This window comes from Streptomyces sp. NPDC047108 (genome assembly GCF_040643575.1).
Taxonomy (GTDB): Bacteria; Actinomycetota; Actinomycetes; order Streptomycetales; family Streptomycetaceae; genus Streptomyces.
In genome coordinates this window covers 304911-322783 of record NZ_JBEYUP010000005.1, presented here as the reverse complement: position 1 = coordinate 322783, position 17873 = coordinate 304911, and the positions used below count along the sequence as shown (strand labels likewise).

General features: G+C 72.8%; 14 protein-coding genes and 1 riboswitch. Of the genes, 9 read left to right on the top strand and 5 right to left on the bottom strand.

All coding sequences use genetic code 11. The features are described 5' to 3' along the window. The first annotated feature begins 171 nt into the window (after positions 1 to 171). From ABZ822_RS14440 to ABZ822_RS14425, 4 genes are all read left to right on the top strand, one after another. Positions 172 to 1575, top strand: coding sequence for a pitrilysin family protein (locus ABZ822_RS14440; RefSeq protein ID WP_360852247.1), 1404 nt, complete (start codon positions 172 to 174; stop codon positions 1573 to 1575). 17 nt (positions 1576 to 1592) lie between these two features. Further along, on the top strand, positions 1593 to 2960 hold the full coding sequence (locus tag ABZ822_RS14435) for a pitrilysin family protein (RefSeq protein WP_360852448.1): 1368 nt from the start codon (positions 1593 to 1595) through the stop codon (positions 2958 to 2960). 234 nt (positions 2961 to 3194) lie between these two features. After that, positions 3195 to 3387: riboswitch (cyclic di-AMP (ydaO/yuaA leader) on the top strand. A gap of 15 nt (positions 3388 to 3402) precedes the next feature. Continuing rightward, a complete protein-coding gene (locus ABZ822_RS14430) occupies positions 3403 to 4179 on the top strand; it encodes a M23 family metallopeptidase (protein WP_360852244.1) in 777 nt (258 codons plus the stop codon). Positions 4180 to 4353: 174 nt separating this feature from the next. Further along, a complete protein-coding gene (locus tag ABZ822_RS14425) occupies positions 4354 to 5115 on the top strand; it encodes a GntR family transcriptional regulator (protein ID WP_360852241.1) in 762 nt (253 codons plus the stop codon). 215 nt (positions 5116 to 5330) lie between these two features. On the opposite strand, the gene ABZ822_RS14420 is transcribed toward ABZ822_RS14425, so the two are convergent. Then, positions 5331 to 5612 carry an HPr family phosphocarrier protein gene (locus ABZ822_RS14420; RefSeq protein ID WP_360852238.1) on the bottom strand — a complete coding sequence of 94 codons (282 nt, stop codon included), beginning with the start codon at positions 5610 to 5612 and terminating at the stop codon, positions 5331 to 5333. Between the two features lie 119 nt (positions 5613 to 5731). On the opposite strand from ABZ822_RS14420, the gene ABZ822_RS14415 reads away from it, so the two are divergent. The 4 genes from ABZ822_RS14415 to ABZ822_RS14400 all read left to right on the top strand — a co-directional run bounded on the left by ABZ822_RS14415 (position 5732) and on the right by ABZ822_RS14400 (position 11285). Next, positions 5732 to 8533 carry a GNAT family N-acetyltransferase gene (locus tag ABZ822_RS14415; protein WP_360852235.1) on the top strand — a complete coding sequence of 934 codons (2802 nt, stop codon included), beginning with the start codon at positions 5732 to 5734 and terminating at the stop codon, positions 8531 to 8533. A gap of 95 nt (positions 8534 to 8628) precedes the next feature. Then, a complete protein-coding gene (locus tag ABZ822_RS14410) occupies positions 8629 to 9222 on the top strand; it encodes a DUF5998 family protein (RefSeq protein WP_360852232.1) in 594 nt (197 codons plus the stop codon). Next, on the top strand, positions 9222 to 10430 hold the full coding sequence (locus ABZ822_RS14405) for a nucleotide pyrophosphatase/phosphodiesterase family protein (protein ID WP_360852230.1): 1209 nt from the start codon (positions 9222 to 9224) through the stop codon (positions 10428 to 10430). The genes ABZ822_RS14410 and ABZ822_RS14405 overlap by 1 nt, the downstream gene beginning before the upstream one ends. A gap of 111 nt (positions 10431 to 10541) precedes the next feature. Then, positions 10542 to 11285, top strand: coding sequence for a thymidine kinase (locus ABZ822_RS14400; protein WP_360852227.1), 744 nt, complete (start codon positions 10542 to 10544; stop codon positions 11283 to 11285). Between the two features lie 81 nt (positions 11286 to 11366). Here ABZ822_RS14400 and ABZ822_RS14395 read toward each other — a convergent pair whose 3' ends face one another. Next, positions 11367 to 12137 carry a VOC family protein gene (locus ABZ822_RS14395; RefSeq protein ID WP_360852224.1) on the bottom strand — a complete coding sequence of 257 codons (771 nt, stop codon included), beginning with the start codon at positions 12135 to 12137 and terminating at the stop codon, positions 11367 to 11369. Positions 12138 to 12452: 315 nt separating this feature from the next. Between ABZ822_RS14395 and ABZ822_RS14390 the strand changes: the two genes are divergently transcribed. Then, complete coding sequence (locus tag ABZ822_RS14390; protein WP_360852221.1) at positions 12453 to 13295, top strand: sulfurtransferase; 843 nt, start codon at positions 12453 to 12455, stop codon at positions 13293 to 13295. Positions 13296 to 13487: 192 nt separating this feature from the next. On the opposite strand, the gene sepH is transcribed toward ABZ822_RS14390, so the two are convergent. The 3 genes from sepH to ABZ822_RS14375 all read right to left on the bottom strand — a co-directional run bounded on the left by sepH (position 13488) and on the right by ABZ822_RS14375 (position 17812). Further along, positions 13488 to 14540 carry a septation protein SepH gene (sepH, locus tag ABZ822_RS14385; protein WP_360852218.1) on the bottom strand — a complete coding sequence of 351 codons (1053 nt, stop codon included), beginning with the start codon at positions 14538 to 14540 and terminating at the stop codon, positions 13488 to 13490. 760 nt (positions 14541 to 15300) lie between these two features. After that, a complete protein-coding gene (locus tag ABZ822_RS14380) occupies positions 15301 to 16608 on the bottom strand; it encodes a D-arabinono-1,4-lactone oxidase (RefSeq protein WP_360852215.1) in 1308 nt (435 codons plus the stop codon). Continuing rightward, a complete protein-coding gene (locus ABZ822_RS14375) occupies positions 16580 to 17812 on the bottom strand; it encodes an MFS transporter (RefSeq protein WP_360852212.1) in 1233 nt (410 codons plus the stop codon). The genes ABZ822_RS14380 and ABZ822_RS14375 overlap by 29 nt, the downstream gene beginning before the upstream one ends. Positions 17813 to 17873: the final 61 nt, after the last annotated feature.

The window sequence follows — 17873 nt, the reverse complement described above, 5'->3', positions numbered from 1 at the left end:
ACCGTCCGGCGGGCGCGGCGTGCCCCATGGTGGCATCCTTCCCGGGCACGGGGTGCGGGAACGCCGGGCTTCGGGCCTGCCGTTCCGGGAACTTCGCCAGGTGGCAGCGCGCTTGCATACAGTGGCAGGACTGCTCATCACCTCGCCTCACACGCGATCGAAGGGATGTACATGCCCATGGGTCACACGGCCACGCAACAGGCCGGCTCCGGCGGCCTGACAGCGACCGAGCACCGCCTGGCGAACGGCCTGCGCGTGGTGCTCTCCGAGGACCACTTGACCCCGGTCGCCGCGGTCTGCCTCTGGTACGACGTCGGCTCGCGACACGAGGTCAAGGGCCGCACCGGCCTGGCCCACCTCTTCGAGCACCTCATGTTCCAGGGCTCCGCCCAGGTCAAGGGCAACGGCCACTTCGAGCTGGTCCAGGGCGCCGGCGGCTCCCTCAACGGCACCACCAGCTTCGAGCGCACCAACTACTTCGAGACCATGCCCGCCCACCAGCTCGAGCTCGCGCTCTGGCTGGAGGCCGACCGTATGGGCAGCCTGCTCTCCTCGCTCGACGACGACGGGCTGGAGAACCAGCGGGACGTCGTGAAGAACGAGCGCCGCCAGCGCTACGACAACGTCCCCTACGGCACCGCGTTCGAGAAGCTCACGGCGATGGTCTATCCCGAGGGGCACCCGTACCACCACACCCCGATCGGCTCCATGGCCGACCTGGACGCGGCATCCCTTGAGGACGCGCGGGCCTTCTTCCGCACCTACTACGCGCCCAACAACGCGGTCCTCTCGGTCGTCGGCGACATCGACTCGGACCAGACCCTGGCCTGGATCGAGAAGTACTTCGGCACCATCCCCGGCCACGACGGCAAGCAGGCGCCGCGGGACGGCTCGCTCCCGGAGACCATCGGTGAGCAGCTCCGCGAGGTCGTCGAGGAGGAGGTCCCGGCCCGCGCCCTGATGTCGGCCTACCGCCTTCCGCACGACGGCACCCGTGAGGCCGACGCCGCCGACCTCGCCCTCACCGTCCTCGGCGGCGGCGAGTCCTCGCGTCTCCACAACCGCCTGGTGCGCCGCGACCGTACGGCCGTCGCCGCCGGCTTCGGCCTGCTGCGGCTGGCCGGTGCGCCCTCGCTCGGCTGGCTGGACGTGAAGACCTCCGGCGGCGTCGAGGTACCGGACATCGAGGCCGCGGTCGACCAGGAGCTGGCCCGCTTCGCCGAGGAGGGGCCGACGCCGGAGGAGATGGAGCGCGCCCAGGCGCAGCTCGAGCGCGAGTGGCTGGACCAGCTCGCCACTGTCGGCGGCCGCGCCGACCAGCTCTGCCGCTACGCGGTCCTGTTCGGCGACCCCAAGCTGGCGCTGACCGCGGTCGACCGGCTGCTGGAGATCACCGCCGAGGAGGTCAAGGCCGTGGCCGCCGCCCGGCTGCGCCCCGACAACCGCGCGGTCCTGGTCTACGAACCGACCGGCCCCGCCGAGGGAGGCGGGGGCGACTCCGCCGACGGATCCGACGACGCATTCGCCGACCACCAGGCCGCCGACGAGAACGCAGGACAGGAGGCGGCCCGGTGAGCGACACGACCCCCGCCATGACCTTCCACCCGCAGCCCCAGGGTGGCGCCGCCAAGCCGTGGGCCTTCCCGGCTCCCGAGCGCTCCACGCTCCCCAACGGCCTGACCGTGCTGCACTGTCACCGTCCCGGCCAGCAGGTCGTCGCGGTCGACATGAACCTCGACGCGCCGCTGGACGCCGAGCCCACCGGACTGGACGGCGTCGCCACGATCATGGCGCGGGCGCTGTCCGAGGGCACCGACAAGCACACGGCGGAGGACTTCGCCGCGGAGCTGGAGCGCTGCGGCGCGACCCTCGACGCGCACGCCGACCACCCGGGCGTCCGCGTCTCTCTGGAGGTCCCTGCCTCCCGGCTGGCCAAGGCGCTCGGACTGCTGGCCGATGCCCTGCGCGCCCCGGCGTTCCCCGACGGCGAGATCGAGCGGCTCGTCCGCAACCGGCTCGACGAGATCCCGCACGAGCAGGCCAACCCCGCCCGGCGCGCGGCCAAGGAGCTCTCCAAGGAGCTGTTCCCTGCCGAGTCCCGGATGTCCCGGCCCCGGCAGGGCACCGAGGAGACGGTCGGACGCGTCGACGCCGCGGCCGTACGCGCCTTCTACGAGGCCCATGTGCGGCCCGCCACCGCGACCGCCGTGGTCGTCGGCGACCTGACCGGCATCGACCTCGGGGCCGTTCTCGGGGACACCCTCGGCGCCTGGACCGGCAACACCGCCGCGCCCCGGCCCGTCCCCGCGGTGACCGCGGACGACACCGGCCGCGTCGTCATCGTGGACCGCCCCGGCGCGGTGCAGACCCAGCTGCTGATCGGGCGGATCGGCTCCGACCGGCACGACCGTGTCTGGCCGGCACAGGTCCTCGGCGTCTACTGCCTCGGCGGCACGCTCACCTCCCGGCTCGACCGGGTGCTGCGCGAGGAGAAGGGATACACCTACGGCGTGCGGTCGTTCGGCCAGGTGCTGCGCTCCGCCTCCGACGGCACGGGTGCCTCGCTGCTGGCCATCAGCGGGTCGGTGGACACCGCCTCCACGGGACCGGCGCTGGAGGACACCTGGAAGGTGCTGCGCACGCTGGCCGCGGACGGGCTCACCGACGCGGAGCGGGACACCGCCGTGCAGAACCTCGTCGGTGTCGCCCCGCTGAAGTACGAGACGGCGGCCGCGGTCGCCGGCACCTTCGCCGACCAGGTCGAGCAGCATCTTCCGGACGACTACCAGGCGCAGTTGTACGCGCGCCTCGCCGAGACCGGCACGGTCGAGGCGACCGCGGCGGCCGTCAGCGCCTTCCCGTCGGACCGTCTGGTGACGATCCTCGTCGGCGACGCCTCGGTGATCGAGGAGCCCGTACGGGCGCTCGGCATCGGCGAAGTGAAGGTCGTCAGCGGCTGACACCGTGACGGTGGCCAGTGCCTGACGACGTGTCAGCCCGGCAGATGGACAGCATCGGTGCCCCGGAGCCTGAAGTGGCTCCGGGGCACTGCTGTATGTCCGGTTTGTAGTTGAGTCTGCCGTTTCCTTTGTGGTGTCGACTACAAACGACCTGATTTCTTTGGCGATTGACAGATGTCCCGTTTAGCGTCGGTCCGGCTGTCCGGCCGGTACACCTGCCGCACCCGCGGCTCCGGGCAGTCATCGCCGAGTCCCCGTACGGCGCGAGCCAGGGGAGCCGGGGACCCACCTTGCCCGTCGCGCGCCGCACCGGCGCGGGAGGGCGCGCAGTCCCTGGGGTGAATCGGGCGCCTCCTGCGAGGGGCCCGTAGGAGACCTTCCTGCTCCGAACCCGTCAGCTAACCCGGTAGGCGAGAAGGAAGGAAAGGAGCACCGCCGCCGCATGGCGTCGTTCACCCGTGCCACCGGGAAGCACCGTTATCGCCGCCCCAGCCGTCTCGCCCGTTCCGGCGCGAGCCTTGCGGGCATCGCCACACTCGCCACCACCGGGGTCGTGACCTCCCTGACCCCCGGTGTCGCGTCCGCCGCGGCCCCCGACCAGTCGCCCGAGGGCGAACAGACCGGTCTGCGCCAGGCGATCGTCCTGGACGACTCGATCGCCCGCACCGTCGACGCGCAGGCCGAGGCGCAGCAGGACGCGGCCGACGTCGCCGCGGCCCGCGCCAAGGCCGAGGCCGCCGCGAAGAAGCGGGCGGCCGAGGTGAAGGCCGCGAAGAAGCGCGCGGCGCGCGAGGCCGAGCGCAAGCGCCTCAACGCCTTCGTCCTGCCCGTCGAGGGCAGCTACGTCTCCACCTCGTACGGGTCCTCGGGCGGCGCCTGGTCCTCGGGCAGCCACACCGGAGTCGACTTCCACGCCTCCTCGGGCACGACCGTGCGCTCGGTGGGCGCCGGCACCGTCGTCGAGGCCGGATGGGGCGGCAGCTACGGCAACAACGTCGTGATCAAGATGAAGGACGGTACGTACACCCAGTACGGCCACCTCTCCACGGTGCACGTCTCCGTCGGCCAGACCGTCACCCCGGGGGCAAAGATCGGCCTCTCGGGCAGCACCGGCAACACCACCGGCCCGCACCTGCACTTCGAGGCCCGCACCTCGCAGGACTACGGCTCCGACATCGACCCGGTGGCCTACCTCCGTTCGCACGGCCTGAGCCTGTGAACCCCGCGCCGGTGAACCGCTGAACCGCTGACGCGTTTCGCCGCTGAACCGCTGACGCGTTTCCTTCCGCCGCCCGCGGGCGGCGGAAGGAAACGCGGGCGCACAAAGGCCGGAAGATATCCCTCTCCGGTCCCGCCCGATGGAAATTTCTCCGCTGTGGCATACAGTTCTTGAATGAACCCGGTCGAACGTGATTCCCAGGAATTGCAGTGGAGGTCCGGCCATGCGGGAACGAAGGTGAAGGGCGGGCCGCAGGCCACCGGTCGTATTCCGGCGCGCGCGGTGTGCCGGGCGATCCGTGACGACATCGTCTCCGGCGTCCACCCGCGGGGGAGCAGACTGACCGAGGAAGTCCTCGCCCGGCGCTACGGCGTCTCCCGCGTCCCCGTCCGCGAGGCCCTGCGCACCCTGGAGTCCGAGGGGTTCGTGACCACCCGCAGACACGCGGGGGCCTGCGTCGCCGAGCCCTCCGAGCAGGAGGCGGCGGACCTGCTCGACATCCGCGCACTGCTGGAGCCGCTGGGCGCCGCCCGCGCCGCCCAGCGCCGTACGGAGGCCCATGTGAAGGTGCTCCGCGGCCTCGTACGGCTGGGCCAGGAGCGGGCGCGGCTCGGGCAGGCGGCGGATCTGCGGGCACTGGGCGGCTGGTTCCACGAAACGCTGGCGCAGGCCGCGGGGAGCCCCAGTCTCGCGTCGACGCTCACCCAGGTCCGCCGCAAGATCGCGTGGATGTACGCCCCCGCGCCCGTGGGCGTCACGGACTCCTGGGGCGAGCACGCGGCGATAGCCGACGCGGTCGCGCGGGGAGAGGCGGACCGCGCCCGCGCACTGATGGCGGCGCACACGGAACGTTCGCTCGCGATCCACCGGATGCGCCGGCCGGTCCGCGTGAGCACCCCGAAACAAGCCGTCAACAATACGAGTGCCCAGAATTAACAGAGCGGGCGTACACAAGAGTGAGGCGAATTCTGCGCGGAATTCACGGCGGCGGTGACGCGGAATTCTGGACGGCGGGCGGCGCGCCACGTGTGAATGCGGGAAACGTGGACACGAGAAGCGTGAACGCAGGAACCGCGGTGACCGAAAAAGTCACCGCGGTTCTCGTGCCTGTTCTCCCGGAGCGGCCCCGCAGGCGCTCCGGACGGCGTGGTTCAGACGGTCTCCGGAAGCTCCTCGAGCCCTTCGGAGACGAGCTTGGCCAGACGGTCGAGCGCGATGTCGGCGCCGTCGGCGTCGGAGGCGAGCACGATCTCGTCGCCGCCCTGCGCACCGAGTCCCAGTACCGCCAGCATCGAGGCGGCGTTGACCGGGTTGCCGTCGGTCTTCGCGATGGTCACGGGAACACCCGACGCGGTCGCCGCACGGACGAAGATCGAAGCGGGCCGGGCGTGAAGGCCCTCGGCCCAGCCGACGGTGACGCGGCGCTCAGCCATGGTGGTGCCCTTCAGGTCGTGTCAGGTAAGTCCGACGGCGTTGTCTAGACCAGCTTCCGGTCAGTCTCTCATGGCGCGCGGAGTGCCCCGCTCCGCCCCTCGCCCCTAGTCTGGTCCCCATGGGGACGACGCCGGAACACGCCTACCCGGCCCACTGGGAAGCGGACGTCGTGCTGCGCGACGGGGGCACCGCACAGATCCGGCCGATCACCCCGGACGATGCCCAGCGGCTGGTCAGCTTCTACGAGCAGGTCTCGGACGAGTCGAAGTACTACCGCTTCTTTGCACCGTACCCCCGGCTCTCCGACCGCGACGTGCACCGGTTCACGCACCACGACTACGTCGACCGGGTCGGCCTGGCGGCCATCGTCGGCGGAGAGTTCATCGCGACCGTCCGCTTCGACCGCATCGACGCCGACGGCCGGCCCGCATCCGCCCCCGCCGACGAGGCCGAGGTCGCCTTCCTCGTCCAGGACGCCCACCAGGGCCGCGGCGTCGCCTCGGCCCTCCTCGAACACATCGGCGCGGTGGCCCGCGAGCGCGGCATCCGCCGCTTCGCCGCCGAGGTGCTGCCCGCGAACACCAAGATGATCAAGGTGTTCACGGACGCCGGCTACACCCAGCAGCGCAGCTTCGAGGACGGGGTGGTGCGCCTGGAGTTCGACCTCGAACCCACCGACCAGTCCCTCGCCGTCCAGCGCGGCCGCGAACAGCGCGCCGAGGCCCGCTCCGTCAAGCGGCTGCTCGCACCCCGCTCGGTCGCCGTCATCGGCACCAGCCGCCGCCCCGGCGGCGTCGGCCGCCAAGTGCTGCGCAACCTCGTCGAGGGGGGCTTCACGGGGCGCGTGTACGCAGTCAACCAGGCGTTCCCCGACGGCGCGACGACGCTGGACGCCCCCGAGCTCGGCCAACCCGGCGTCCCCGCACGCCGCTTCGTGCACGAGATCGACGAACCGGTGGACCTCGCCGTCGTGGCCGTCCCGGCGCAGGCCGTGCCCGCCGTCGTCGCCGACTGCGGTGAGCACGGCGTCCAAGGGCTGGTCGTGCTGGCCGCGGGCTACGCCGAGAGCGGGCCAGGCGGGCGGGAGCGCCAGCGCGAACTGGTCCGGCAAGCGCGCTCGTTCGGCATGCGGATCATCGGGCCTAACGCGTTCGGCCTCCTCAACACCGCCCCCGACGTACGGCTCAACGCCTCGCTCTCGCCCGAGCTGCCGGTCCACGGCCGCCTCGGCCTCTTCACCCAGTCCGGCGCCATCGGCATCGCGCTGCTCTCCGGACTCCACCGGCGCGGCGCCGGGCGGATCGGCCTGTCCAGCTTCGTCTCCGCCGGCAACCGCGCGGACGTCTCCGGCAACGACTTCCTGCAGTACTGGCACGACGACCCCGACACCGACGTCGTGCTGATGTACCTCGAATCCATCGGCAACCCGGGGAAGTTCACCCGCCTCGCCCGCCGCACCGCCGCGGTCAAGCCCGTCGTGGTCGTCAAGGGCGCCCGGCACACCGGCAGCGCCCCGACCGGGCACACCGTCCCCACCACCCGTATCCCCGACGCCACCGTCTCCGCGCTGCTGCGCCAGGCCGGGGTGATCCGCGTCGGCACCGTCACCGAGCTCGCGGACGCCGGGCTGCTGCTCGCCGGGCAGCCGCTGCCCGGCGGCCCGCGCGTGGCGATCCTCGGCAACTCCGAGTCCCTGGGCCTGCTCACCTACGACGCGGCCCTGACCGAGCGCCTGCGCCCGCTGCGCCCCCGCGACCTCACCACGGCCGCGACCCCCGAGGACTACCGGGACGCGCTCGCCGCCGCGCTGGCCGACGACCTGTGCGACGCGGTCGTGGTCAACGCGATCCCCTGGGTCGGCGACGACACCTCCTCGCAGCCGGACCGCGCGGCGGAGGGCCGCGCGCTGGCCGCCGCGCTGCGCGAGGCGGTGGAGGCCGGCGACGCGGCCAAGCCCGTGACCGTCGTCCACCTGGAGATCGAGGGGCTCAACGAGGACCTCGCCACCACCGGCATCCCCGTCTACCCCGCCGCCGAGCGGGCCGTACGCGCCCTGGCCGAGGCCGTCCGGTACGCGCAGTGGCGCCGCCAGGCCGCGGAGCCGGGCCGGGTCCCGGAGTACGAGGACATCGAGGAGGCCGCCGCCGGGGCGGACATCGACGCGATCCTCGCCACCGGCGGCAACGGCGACACCCGCGCCGCCGGGGAACCGGGCAGCGGTCCCGTCCCCCGCACCAGCCCGCTCGACGCCGACGCCACGGCGCGTCTGCTCGCCCGCTACGGCATCGCCGTACGGCCCACCCTCCCCGCGCCCGACCCGGACGCGGCCGCCCGCGCCGCGGAGCTGCTGGGCTATCCCGTGGCCCTCAAGACGACCGCGCCCCACCTGCGGCACCGCGCGGACCTCGGCGGCGTACGGCTGGACCTCACGAGCGAGGCCGAGCTGCGCCGCGCCCACCAGGAGTTCACCGATCACCTCGGCAAGGCCGACGAGCTGCGGCCGGTCGTCCAGGCCATGGCGCCGCGGGGCGTCGACACCGTCGTGCGGGCCGCGATCGACCCCGCGGCCGGCGCGGTCCTCTCCTTCGGGCTGGCAGGCGCCCCGTCCGAACTGCTCGGCGACACCGCGCACCGGCTCGTCCCGGTCACCGACCGTGACGCGGCGGAACTGATCCGGTCGATCAGGACCGCACCGCTCCTCTTCGGCTGGCGCGGCTCGCAACCGGTCGACACCGACGCGCTGGAGGAACTGCTGCTGCGCGTCTCCCGGCTCGTGGACGACCATCCGGAGGTCGTCCACGTCGAGCTGGAACCGGTCGTCGTCGCCCCGCAGGGGCTCGCGGTGCTCGGCGCCTCGGTGCGCCTCGCCCCCAGCCCCGCCCCCGCGGACCTGGGGCCACGCCGCCTCCCGGCGTACTGAGCGGGACGATCCGTGGTACCGCCCGCGGCCGGAACCGCCCCGGGTTGGGGCCCGAGGGAGTTTCGGGGGGCCTCGGGCCCCGTAGGATGGGCCGCATGGCGAAGACCGGTATGACGACCCAGGGTCTGCGCTCGGCCATCGAGCGCAGTGGCTACTACCCGGCCCTCGTGGCCGAGGCGGTGGAGGCCGCCGTGGGTGGTGAGCCGGTCGCGTCCTACCTGGTCCACCAGGAGACGACGTTCGACGCGAACGAGGTCCGCCGCCATGTCACCGTGCTCGTCCTCACCGGCACCCGCTTCATCGTCAGCCACACGGACGAGCAGGCCGCCGACGGCTCGTCCCCCTCGCCGTACGCCACGACGTCCACGGAGTCCGTGAAGCTGGAGCGGATCTCCTCGGTCGTGGTCAGCCGGGTCGTCGCCAACCCGGAGTCGTACACCCCCGGCACCCTGCCCCGCGAGGTCGTCCTCACCATCGGCTGGGGGGCGGTCAACCGTCTCGACCTCGAACCCGCCGCCTGCGGCGACCCCAACTGCGAGGCGGACCACGGCTACACCGGATCCTCGACGGCTGACGACCTGTCACTCCGCGTCAGCGAGGCGGGTGACGGCCCCGACTCCGTCCGCCAGACCCTGGCCTTCGCACAGGCGCTGTCCGAGGCCACCGTGGCCTCCTCGTCCGCCCGCTGATGATCCAGCCCGCCACCGCAGGCTCCGGACACCACGAGCCCGCGCTCCTCGATCCGCGGAGCGCCCCGCTGCCGGCGTACGGCACGGGCTCGCTCGCCGATCTGCTGCCGGCCGTGGCCGCGGGCCAGGGCGTACCGGACCTGACCGTCGGCCTCGGCCTCGAACCGGCCGACCGCGTCTGCGTCTTCCTCGTCGACGGCCTCGGCTGGGAGCTGCTGAAGGCCCACCCCGCCGAAGCGCCGTTCCTCACGGGCCTGCTGGGCAGTTCGTACGGCGGCACCGGTGCGCCGATAACCGCCGGCTTCCCGTCGACGACCGCGACCTCCCTCGCCTCCGTCGGCACGGGACTCCCGCCCGGCGCGCACGGCCTGCCCGGCTACACGGTCATGGACCCGGCCACCGGCGCCCTGATGAACCAGCTCCGCTGGAAGCCGTGGACCGACCCGCACGTCTGGCAGCCGTACCCCACCGTCTTCCAGCGCGCCGAGGCCGCGGGGGTGCACACCTGCCAGGTCACCTCGCCCGACTTCCAGCACACCCCGCTGACCCGGATCGCCCTCAGCGGCGGCACCTTCCACGGCCGCCTCTCCGGCGAGGAGCGGATGGACTTCGCCGCCGAGCAACTGGCCGCAGGGGACCGCTCGCTGGTCTACACGTACTACAGCGAGGTGGACGGCAAGGGCCACCGCTTCGGTGTGGACTCCGACGCGTGGCGCGGCCAGCTCGCGTACGTGGACCGGCTCGCCGAGCGCCTGGCCGAGCAACTGCCGCCCCGCTCGGTTCTCTACGTCACCGCCGACCACGGCATGATCGACATCCCCTTCGACCCGGAGTCCCGCATCGACTTCGACGAGGACTGGGAACTGCGCGCCGGCGTCGCCGTCCTGGGCGGCGAGGGCCGCGCCCGCCACGTCTACGCGGTGCCCGGCGCCGCGGGTGACGTGGCCGCGGTCTGGAGCGAGGTGCTGGGCGACCGGATGTGGGTGGCGACGCGTGACGAGGCGATCGAGGCGGGCTGGTTCGGGCCGCCGGGAGCGGGGGTGGACGAGCGCGTGTACGGCAGGATCGGCGATGTGGTAGCCGCGGCCTGCGACGACGTCGCGATCGTCGCCCTGGAGACCGAGCCGCACGAGTCCGCGATGGTCGGCCTGCACGGGTCGATGACCGCTGTCGAGCAACTCGTACCGCTGCTCGAAGTCCGCACCTGACCTCACGTCCGCACCCGATCCCCCGCACGCGACCTCCCGGCCCTCCACGCCACAGGCCCTGTGCGCGCCCCGGCGCCCACGACCACCCCCGAGGAAAGGCACCCCCACTCCATGCCCGAGCTGGTGTTCTTCAGCGGCACCATGGACTGCGGCAAGAGCACCCTCGCTCTGCAGATCGAGCACAACCGCTCGGCACGCGGTCTGCAGGGAATGATCTTCACCCGGGACGACCGGGCGGGCGAGGGCAAGCTCTCCTCCCGGCTCGGCCTGGTCACCGAGGCCATAGAGGCGGGGGAGGGGTTCGACTTCTACGCCCACCTCGTGCGGCATCTGTCGTCCGGCGGCCGTGCCGACTACGTGATCGCCGACGAGGCGCAGTTCCTGGAGCCGGGTCAGATCGACCAGTTGGCCCGGATCGTCGACGACCTCGGTCTGGACGTCTTCGCGTTCGGTATCACCACCGACTTCCGCACCAAGCTCTTCCCCGGCTCCCAGCGGCTCGTCGAACTCGCCGACCGCATCGAGGTCCTGCAGGTCGAGGCGTTGTGCTGGTGCGGTGCCCGCGCGACCCACAACGCCCGCACGGTGGGCGGCGAGATGGTCGTCGAGGGCGCCCAGGTCGTGGTCGGGGACGTCAACCGCCCCGAGAGCGAGGTGGGTTACGAGGTGCTGTGCCGGCGCCACCACCAGCGCCGGATGAACGCGGCCGCGGCGCGGGCGGCCACGCTCTCGCCCGACGTGCTGCCGGTCGACCCGCCCGCGGCTCCCGTGGCTCCCGCTGCCGCCCGCCCGGCCGCCGGGCGGGCCGTCGTTCCGCCGCCGGGCAGCGCGCCGGACCCGCGGCCGACGCCGTAGGAACTCCCGTGCCACCGGGGCCGGTCGCGTGCGGCGGGCCTCAACCCCCTCGCCCCGGCGGGCCGGTGACGCGGTGTGGCCTCACGGCGCCGAGGTCACCAGCGAGAAGACCGCCCCCTCCGGGTCCTCGACCGTCGCGATCCGGCCCATCGAGGCATCCCGCGGCGGACCGACGACGCGTCCGCCCAGCTCCGTCACCCGCCGCGCGGCCACGTCGGCGCCGGTCGTCTCGAAGTACGTCATCCAGTGCGGGCCGCGGTCCCGGTCCAGCGCACCGCCGAGACCGTGGATCATCGCCACAGGACGCCCGTCCAGGTGCAGCGTCTGGCAGTCGTGATCGGTGGTGGTGACCGCTTCCGCCTCGTGGCCGAAGACCGCTCCGTAGAACTTCGCCACCGCGGTCTCCTGGGTGAGCAGTTCGTTCCACACGGGAGTGCCCGGCTGCCCCGCCGACTCCGCGCCGACGTGGTCGCGCCCCTGCCAGACACCGAACACCGCGCCCGTGGTGTCGGAGGCGATGACCATCCGGCCCGCGCTGCCGGAGTCGAGCGGCCCCACCCCCACCGTCCCGCCGCAGGCGCGGATCTGCTCGGCCGAGACGTCCGCGTCGTCGGAGGCCAGATACGTCGTCCACGCCACGGGAAGGTGCCGTCCGTGCGGCAGTTCACCGATCCCGGCGACCACGCGGCCGTCGAGGTGGGCCAGGACGTACGGGCCGAGTTGGCGGGGGCCCGGGCCGAACGTCCAGCCGAACAGGGCGCGGTAGAAGTCCTGGGTCGCGGCCAGGTCGTGAACCATCAGGCTCACCCAGCAGGGCGTGCCCGGTGTGCGCCGGGTCGGTGCACCGGTCATCGTCACTCTCTCCTCGGACCATCGTGGTGGTCGTGCCGGAAACGGGCGCGCCGACGTCGTGGGTGTGCTGCGGACGCCCGTCCAGATGCTTGCACCACCGAGCGCGCTCCAACCCTCGGCCGCGCCGCAATGTGCCGGTTCCTGCCGGAGGATGCCCGGATTGGCATGTGCCCCCCGCGTTTCCGTCACGCGGAGGCGATCCGGAGATACGTCGCACCCGTGGGTCCGGCTGGTTCAGCGGTTCCGTCACCGGCGCCACAACCGCCTCACGGGTGTACGGCGCGGCACCGGGGTGACTGCGCGAGGATGGGAACCATGAATGCCATCATCAGCGCATCCGAACTCGCGAGCGTCCTGTCGGGGGAGCGTCCGCCGGTCCTGCTCGACGTCCGCTGGCAGCTCGGAGGCCCGCTGGGCCGGACCGCCTACGAGGCGGGACACCTGCCCGGGGCCGTCTTCATCGACCTGGAAGAGGAACTCGCCGGGCCCGCGGGCGAGGGCCGCGGCCGCCATCCCCTCCCGGATCCCGAGGTCTTCGGAGCGGCGATGCGCCGGGCCGGTGTGTCGGACGACCGCCCGGTCGTCGTCTACGACGGCGGGCTGGGGTGGGGCGCGGCACGGGCGTGGTGGATGCTGCGCTGGGCGGGACACGAGGACGTCCGCGTCCTCGACGGCGGCCTCGCCGCCTGGACCGTCCAGGGGCGTCACGCGCTCTCGACCGACGTCCCGGAGCCCGCGGAGGGCACGTTCGTCCCGCGCCCCGGTGCGCTCCCGCTGCTCTCCGCCGACGACGCGGCCGCGCTCGCACGCTCCGGTGTGCTGCTGGACGCGCGGGCGGGGGAGCGGTACCGCGGGGAGGTGGAGCCCATGGACCCGATCGCCGGCCACATCCCCGGCGCGCTGTCCGCCCCGACGACCGAGAACGTCACGGACGACGGCCGCTTCCGTCCCGCGAAAGTGCTGCGCGAACGCTTCGCCGAGGTGGGCGTGAAGCCGGACGCGGAGGTCGGTGTCTACTGCGGCTCGGGCGTCTCCGGCGCGCACGAGGTCCTGGCGCTCGCCGTCGCGGGCATTCCCGCGGCGCTGTACGTCGGTTCGTGGAGTGAATGGTCGGCGGACCCGGACCGCCCGGTCGCCACGGGAGCGGAACCGGGCTGACGCCTTTCCCCCTTCACCCGTACGAGGCGGTGACGGTCAACTCCCGGGTGGTGCCGCCTCGCTCGCGGACGCAGCAGCCGCGGAAGCGTTGACGTGCGGGCGGTGGGAACGGTCCCGGACAGCGAGGAAGCCCCGGCCCTGGAGGCCGGGGCTTCTCGCAGGTCCGCCGGTGGCGGGCCGTCAGTCCTGCTCTCAGTCCTGCTTCTTGCGACGCGTGCCGAAGACGATCTCGTCCCAGCTCGGGACCGCCGCCCGGCGGCCCGGACGGACGCCGTCGGCCTCGGCCTGACGATCCGTCGTCCCGGTGAGACGGTCCCGGTGACCTCCGACCGACCGCGGCATCAGCACGTCCGCGTAGGCCGAACCCGCCCCAGCGGCGGCGGGGGGAGCGGCCGGCTCCTCCGCGGGCTCCGGCTCCTCGCCCTGCTCCTCCTCCTGCACCACCGAGGTCTCGGGGACGACCATGTCGCCCCGGAAGCTCGGCACCGCCTCCAGGAGGCTCGTCAGGGAGTCCCTCTCCCCGCTCTCCTCCGGCTCCTGCACAGGCGCTTGGGCCGAACGGTCCGCGGGCCGGTCGCCGGACCGCTCACGCGGCAGCCGGGCGATCCGGGGGACGAACGGGAAGCTCGGCTCCGGGGTGTCGTCGGTCTCACCGATCAGGGCGCGGGCCTCGTCGTCGACGGCCTGTACGAGCCGGCGCGGCGGGTCGTACGTCCAGCTCGCCGAGTGCGGTTCGCCCGCGACGTGGTAGGCGAGCAGTACCTCCCAGGTGCCGTCGTCCCGGCGCCAGGAGTCCCACTGGACCGTGTCCCGGTCGGCGCCGCGCAGCAACAGCCGCTCGGAGACGGCCTCGCCGAGCTGCGGCCCGGTGTTCTCACCGGGCCGGCGCACGGGCGTCTTCCGGGCCCGCTCGGCCATGAAGGCACGCTCGGCGAGCACGGGACCCTCGAAGCGCCGGACGCGGTCGACCGGGATGCCGGCGAGTTGTGCGACCTCCTCGGCGGAGGCACCGGCTCGTATGCGCGCCTGGATGTCGCGGGGCCGGAGGTGGCTCTCGACCTCGATCTCGATCTGGCCGAGCCGCGCCCGGTCGTTGCGAACAGCAGCACGCAGCCGCTCGTCGATCGGAAGCGTGTACTCCGTGCTGTCCGCAGCCTTGAGCACCAGCCGTGTGCCGTCGTTGCTGACGGCCACGACACGCAGTTCGGGCATGGGGACCTCCCGGGTGGTGCCTGCCGACGTCACGTGCGTCGCTGCTTCCGCTAGTCGAGTGTGGCCTGCCCGGGTGCAGCCTGCCACATCATTGCCGAGTTGCCTGGCGTGTCGGGCATGCGCCCGGATACGCCGTTATGACACGGTTACCTTTCGCCACGCTCAGTGACCGTATCGGTTGTCCCTGTGCACCGTTGCCCGTGTCCCGCCGCGGCTCCACCGATCCGAGTGCCGCCTCCGGCGCCCCGATGGGTCCGGCGGCTGGATGGGAACCGGAGCCAAGGTTCGCCACAGTACTCCATTCGTGCCATGCCGGTGCAGCCGCCGCGCCGCGGAACTTGCCGTGCGCAAGGGAGTTGGGTGTGGAGCTCGTGGTGACCTGGTGGTGACTTTCACGGAATCCGCTGAATCGGAACATCTGATTCCTCTTCAGTGATCATCGGCGGATCGGCCGTTCGTCCCTCAACCACCCACCGTGCACGGTCCGTTCGGGGGTCGGGTGCCACCGAGAGGCCGGCGCCGGCGCGGAGCGTTCTCCCGTACGCCCCGCGGTAACCGTCCGCCTGGAGGATTCCACCGGGCCGGGTGGCGGCTCGGGCGCGAGTTCGGGCCCTTGGCCCCGGCTTCACCGGGCTCGGACCGAAGCGGGAGGGCCCGCGGATCCGAGAAGCCGCCAAGTGGCCCGGTCCCGCCCCCCGGTGACCCGGCGTCGGAGTCCCGGGGTGTGACCCGGCGTCGTGGCCCCGGGTCGACTCGGCGTCGTAGCACCGCGGGTGACCTGCCGTCGGCTCGGTCAGTCGCCCAGGACGCGCCGCAGATACGCGTTGCCGAACACCCGCTCCGGGTCGAGTCGGTCGCGGAGCGCCGTGAACTCGCCGAACCGCGGGTAGACCCCGGCCAGGTACGCGGCGTCGCGGGTGTGCAGCTTGCCCCAGTGGGGGCGGCCCTCGTGCGCGGTCATGATCCGCTCGACGGCGGTGAAGTACGCCTGGTGCGGCGTGCCCCGGTACATGTGCACGGCGATGTACGCGGTCTCCCGGCCCGACGCCGTGGACAGCGTGATGTCGTCGGCCGGTGCGGTGCGCACCTCGACGGGGAAGCTGATGCGCAGGTTCGAGCGGGCCGCCATGGCCTTGACCTCACGCAGCGCGTCCATGGCGATCTCCCGCGGAAGGGCGTACTCCATTTCGATGAAACGGACCCGGCGGGGACTGGTGAAAACCTTGTAAGGGATGTCCGTGTAGGTGCGGGCCGACAGCGCCCGGCTGGAGATCTTGGCGATACCGGGAATGGCCGCGGGCACCGCCCGGCCGATCGAACAGACCGCCTGGAACACCCCGTTGGAGAGCAGCTCGTCCTCGACCCAGCCGCCGATCCGCCCGAGCGGGGCGGCCGGGCCCGCGCTGCGGTTGTTGCGCTTGGTGTTGCAGTTCTCGGTGTGCGGGAACCAGTAGAACTCGAAGTGCTCGTTCTCCACGACGTGTTGACCGAACTCCGCGACGACCCGGTCGAAGGGCATCGGCTCCTCGCGCGCGGTGAGCAGGAAGACCGGCTCGACGGCGAGGGTGACCGCGGTGACGACCCCCAGGGCGCCGAGCCCCAGGCGTGCGGCGGCGAAGACCTCGGGATTCTCCTTGTCGGAGCACTGCAGCACCGAGCCGTCGGCGGTGACCAGCTCAAGGGCCTTGATCTGGGCGGACGTCGAGGCGGAGTCGCGGCCGGTGCCATGGGTGCCGGTGCTGGTGGCCCCGGCCACCGTCTGCTCCATGATGTCGCCCATGTTGGTCAGCGACAGACCCTCGGCCGCGAGGGCCTGGTTGAGCTGCTTGAGCGGGGTGCCGGACCCGACGGTGACCGTGCCCGCGGCGCGGTCGATCTCCCGTATCCCGGCGAGGCGTTCGGGGCGTATGAGCACGCCGTCGGTGGCGGCGGCCGCCGTGAACGAATGGCCGGTGCCGACGGGCTTGACCGTCAGGCCGTCCTCGGCCGCGGCCGCGACGATCCCGGCCAGCTCCTCCGTGGAGGAGGGTGCCACGGACCGTGCCGGGCGGGCGGTGACGTTCCCCGCCCAGTTACGCCACGCGGTGCTCTGTGCGGTCATCTGTGGACGCCCCTCCCCGCTCGCGTGCCGGCGCCAGCCGGCGGTACCCCAGGAAACCCACCGCCGCCGCGAGCGCTCCGGCCGCGGCCGGCACCCCGTACCCCGCGTCCGCCCCGGCGGCGTCCACCACCCATCCCGCGGTGGCCGAGCCGAGGGCCATGCCGACCGCGACTCCGGTGCTCACCCAGGTGAGGGCCTCGGTCAGCTTCGCGCGTGGTACGTGCTGCTCGACGAGGGCCACGGTGGTCACCATGGTCGGTGCGATGGACAGGCCCGCGAAGAAGAGCGCCACGGCCAGAAACGACAGGCTCCCGGCCAGTTGGAGTGGGATCATACTCATGGCCATCACGACCACGCCCAGCAGCCACCGGCGATCGGCCCGCCCCTTGAGGTGCAGCAGTCCGAAAACGGCTCCGGCGACGCCGGAGCCCAGCGCGTAGACCGCGAGCACCAGGCTCGCCGCGGCCTTGTGCCCCTCCTCCTCGGCGAAGGCCACCGTCACCACGTCGACCGCGCCGAAGATGGCGCCCGTCGACACGAACGTGGCCACCAGGACCTGCAGACCGGGGGAGCGCAGCGCGGACCCCTTGGTGTGGTCGCCGCGCGGGTGCGGCACCGGCTCGGTGGCGCGCTGCGAGGTCAGCCAGAGGACACCCGTGATCAGGAAGACCCCGGCCAGCAGCGGCCCGGCGGCCGGGAACCAGGCCGTGGACAGCCCGATCGAGAGCACCGGCCCGAGGATGAAGCAGATCTCGTCGACGATCGACTCCCACGCGTACGCGGTGTGCAGCAGCCGCGGGGAGCCGGCGTGGATCGCCGCCCAGCGCGACCGGATCATCGAACCGAGACTCGGCACGCATCCGCCGCCCGCGGCGAAGACGAACAGCGTCCAGTCCGGCAGCCTCAGCTCGGCACAGAGCAGCACCCCGCCCACGGCGAGGACCGAGACCAGCGTGGCCGGGCGCAGGACGCGGCGCTGGCCGTACCGGTCGACCAGCCGGGAGACCTGCGGGCCGATGAGGGCCGCAGACAGCGCGATCGTGGCCGAGAGCGCACCGGCGAGACCGTAGCGGCCGGTGAGCTGCGAGATCATGGTGATGATGCCGACGCCCATCATGGACAGCGGCATCCGGCCGAGCAGGCCCGCGGCGGAGAACCCCTTCGTGCCGGGGGCGGCGAAGATCGCGCGATAGGGGCTGGCCAAGGAGTCTCCGCGGAGATGGGGTCGAAGGGGCGCCGTAAGGAACGATCGGAGCCGATACAGC

Coding starts and splice junctions, on each gene's coding strand:
- ABZ822_RS14400 (WP_360852227.1), top strand. CDS start 10,542: ATGCCCGAGCTGGTGTTCTTCAGCGGCACCATGGACTGCGGCAAGAGC.
- ABZ822_RS14435 (WP_360852448.1), top strand. CDS start 1,593: ATGACCTTCCACCCGCAGCCCCAGGGTGGCGCCGCCAAGCCGTGGGCC.
- ABZ822_RS14410 (WP_360852232.1), top strand. CDS start 8,629: ATGGCGAAGACCGGTATGACGACCCAGGGTCTGCGCTCGGCCATCGAG.
- ABZ822_RS14440 (WP_360852247.1), top strand. CDS start 172: ATGCCCATGGGTCACACGGCCACGCAACAGGCCGGCTCCGGCGGCCTG.
- ABZ822_RS14395 (WP_360852224.1), bottom strand. CDS start 12,137: ATGACCGGTGCACCGACCCGGCGCACACCGGGCACGCCCTGCTGGGTG.
- ABZ822_RS14380 (WP_360852215.1), bottom strand. CDS start 16,608: ATGACCGCACAGAGCACCGCGTGGCGTAACTGGGCGGGGAACGTCACC.
- ABZ822_RS14390 (WP_360852221.1), top strand. CDS start 12,453: ATGAATGCCATCATCAGCGCATCCGAACTCGCGAGCGTCCTGTCGGGG.
- ABZ822_RS14415 (WP_360852235.1), top strand. CDS start 5,732: ATGGGGACGACGCCGGAACACGCCTACCCGGCCCACTGGGAAGCGGAC.
- ABZ822_RS14425 (WP_360852241.1), top strand. CDS start 4,354: ATGAACCCGGTCGAACGTGATTCCCAGGAATTGCAGTGGAGGTCCGGC.
- ABZ822_RS14420 (WP_360852238.1), bottom strand. CDS start 5,612: ATGGCTGAGCGCCGCGTCACCGTCGGCTGGGCCGAGGGCCTTCACGCC.
- ABZ822_RS14405 (WP_360852230.1), top strand. CDS start 9,222: ATGATCCAGCCCGCCACCGCAGGCTCCGGACACCACGAGCCCGCGCTC.
- ABZ822_RS14430 (WP_360852244.1), top strand. CDS start 3,403: ATGGCGTCGTTCACCCGTGCCACCGGGAAGCACCGTTATCGCCGCCCC.